This window comes from Streptomyces sp. NH27 (assembly GCF_056859195.1).
Window position 1 is genome coordinate 1 of sequence record NZ_JACEGK010000790.1, and the last position, 2329, is coordinate 2329.

3 protein-coding genes are annotated in these 2329 nt (G+C 72.9%); all 3 read left to right on the forward strand.

Features of this window, described 5'->3' with window-relative positions; translation table 11 throughout:
- On the forward strand, window positions 1-964 hold a 964-nt coding region (gene pgsA / locus AC13HU_RS35860; RefSeq protein WP_483046177.1), incomplete at its 5' end, for a CDP-diacylglycerol--glycerol-3-phosphate 3-phosphatidyltransferase.
- Window positions 961-1599: a CinA family protein gene (locus tag AC13HU_RS35865; protein WP_483046178.1), complete on the forward strand. Its 639-nt coding sequence runs from the start codon at window positions 961-963 to the stop codon at window positions 1597-1599. The genes pgsA and AC13HU_RS35865, both read left to right, overlap by 4 nt.
- Window positions 1600-1730: 131 nt before the next feature.
- Window positions 1731-2132, forward strand: coding sequence for a helix-turn-helix domain-containing protein (locus AC13HU_RS35870; RefSeq protein ID WP_483046179.1), 402 nt, complete (start codon window positions 1731-1733; stop codon window positions 2130-2132).
- Window positions 2133-2329: the final 197 nt, after the last annotated feature.

Below are 2329 nucleotides of genomic sequence, written 5' to 3' on the forward strand. Positions count from 1 at the left end.
CCTTGAGACGGGTGCGCACGAAGTCGGTGCACACGAAGCCGGTGCGCAGGCGGAGCGGTCCGGCGATCAGGCCGGACTCTGGAACGTCGCGAACCTGCTGACGATGACCCGGCTCGTGCTGGTGCCCGGGTTCCTGCTGCTGCTCGTGCACGACGACGGGCACGATCCGGTCTGGCGCTCCTTCGCCTGGGCTGCCTTCGCGATCGCGATGATCACCGACCTCTTCGACGGCGAACTGGCCAGGCGCTACGGCCTCGTCACGGATTTCGGCAAGATCGCCGACCCGATCGCGGACAAGGCGATCATGGGCGCGGCTCTGGTCGGGCTGTCCGCGCTGGGTGACCTGCCGTGGTGGGTCACCGGGGTCATCCTTTTCCGTGAACTCGGCATCACCCTCATGCGCTTCTGGGTGATCCGGCACGGCGTCATCCCCGCGAGCCGCGGCGGCAAACTCAAGACGCTCACGCAGGGCGTCGCGGTCGGCATGTACATCCTGGTGCTGACCGGCCCGCTGGCCAGCACCCGCGCCTGGATCATGGCGGCCGCGGTCGCGCTGACCGTGGCGAGCGGCGTGGACTACGTACGTCAGGCGGTCGTCCTGCGCCGGGCCGGCCTGGCGGCGGAGGCGGCGACCGCCCCGGCGGCGACCGCTCAGGGCGGTGCGCAGGTGTCGGTGACGGCGCCCGGGACCGTGTCGGGGGGCGCGTCCGGGGCGACGCTTGCTGCGACGAGCGGGACCGGGACGGGGGCCGGGGGAGCGCACCGGGTCGAGCCGGCGGTCGACGGGGTCTCCGAGTCGGCGACGGGTACCGGGGCCGCACCGGCCACGGCGCCGTCACCTGGGAGCGAGCCCGTATCTTCGGCCGAAGCCGAACCTTCGGCCGGAACCGCACCCGGGGCCGAGACCGCACCCGCGTCCGCACCGGCGCCTGCCGCCGAGCGCGAGCGCCGGCAGGGCGTATGAGCCCCGAGCGGCCAGAGGATTCGGGGCGCCCCGAACCCGCAGGACCCATCGAAGCGGCCGAGTTTGCGCGTGAGGCGCTGCGGCTGCTCGTGGGGCGCGCGGCGACGGTCGCGGTCGCGGAGTCGCTCACAGGCGGCCTGGTGGCCGCCGAGCTGGCCGCCGTGCCGGGCGCCTCGCGGGCCTTCCGCGGCTCGGTCACGGCGTACGCGACGGAACTGAAGCACGAAATCCTCGGCGTCGACGCCGCTCTGCTCGCCGAGCGGGGCGCGGTGGACGCCGAGGTGGCGCGCGGGATGGCCGAGGGCGTACGCCACCGGCTCCGCGCGGACTGGGGCGTCTCGACCACCGGCGTAGCCGGCCCCACCCCCCAGGACGGGCAACCGGTCGGCACGGTATTCGTCGCCGTGGCGGGCCCGTCGGGCACTGTGGTCGCCCCGCTGCGGCTCTCCGGCGATCGTGGCACGATCCGGCGGGCGTCGGTGGCGGCTGTCCTGGAACTGCTCACGGCCGAACTCCGGAGGAGTACGGTTGCGGGTCCGGAGTCCACCGCGGCCCCGGCCGAAGGACACCAGAAGGACAAGGGCCGTACGGCCACACGTAACGGTCCCGGTACGACTACCGGCGGCCAAGGATAGGGAAGAAGACGGGGGGAAGTGATGTTTGCAGCCCTGAGTGAACACGTCTTCGCTCCCCGCACGGGCGGTGCCCGAGGCGGTACGGTGGGGCGAGAAGGATGCGGTTTCGCGGTCCGAGGAGGGAGCCACCGATGATCCTGCTCCGTCGCCTGCTTGGTGACGTGCTGCGTCGGCAGCGCCAGCGCCAGGGCCGTACTCTGCGTGAGGTCTCGTCGTCGGCCCGGGTGTCCCTGGGCTATCTCTCGGAGGTCGAGCGGGGGCAGAAAGAGGCGTCCTCCGAACTGCTCTCGGCGATCTGCGACGCCTTGGACGTGCCGATGTCCGAGGTGATGCGCGAGGTCAGCGACGACCTGTCGCTCGCGGAGCTGGCACAGTCCTCGGCCACCGAGACTCCGGCCGCGCCGATGAGGCCCCTGCTGGGTGCTGTCACGTCGGTCACCTCCGTCACGGCCGTACCGTCCGCGCCGGACGAACGGATCACCATCAAGGCGCCCAAGAAGTCCGCGGAAGCCGTGGACGTCGTCGCCGCCTGACCTGCGCGCCACCGCCGCTGGACGTACCCGTCAGCGGCCGAGTGCACCCGCCGGCCCCGTCCGGGACGAACCGTCCCGCGGCGGGGCCGTCGCGTTCCTCCGGGGCCCACCCGGCTCGTCCCCGGCTGTCGATCCGGGGTGCGTGCGCGGGCTGCCGCAGCCGCTTGTCTTTTGCCATCTGTGGTGCGGGAGGGCAG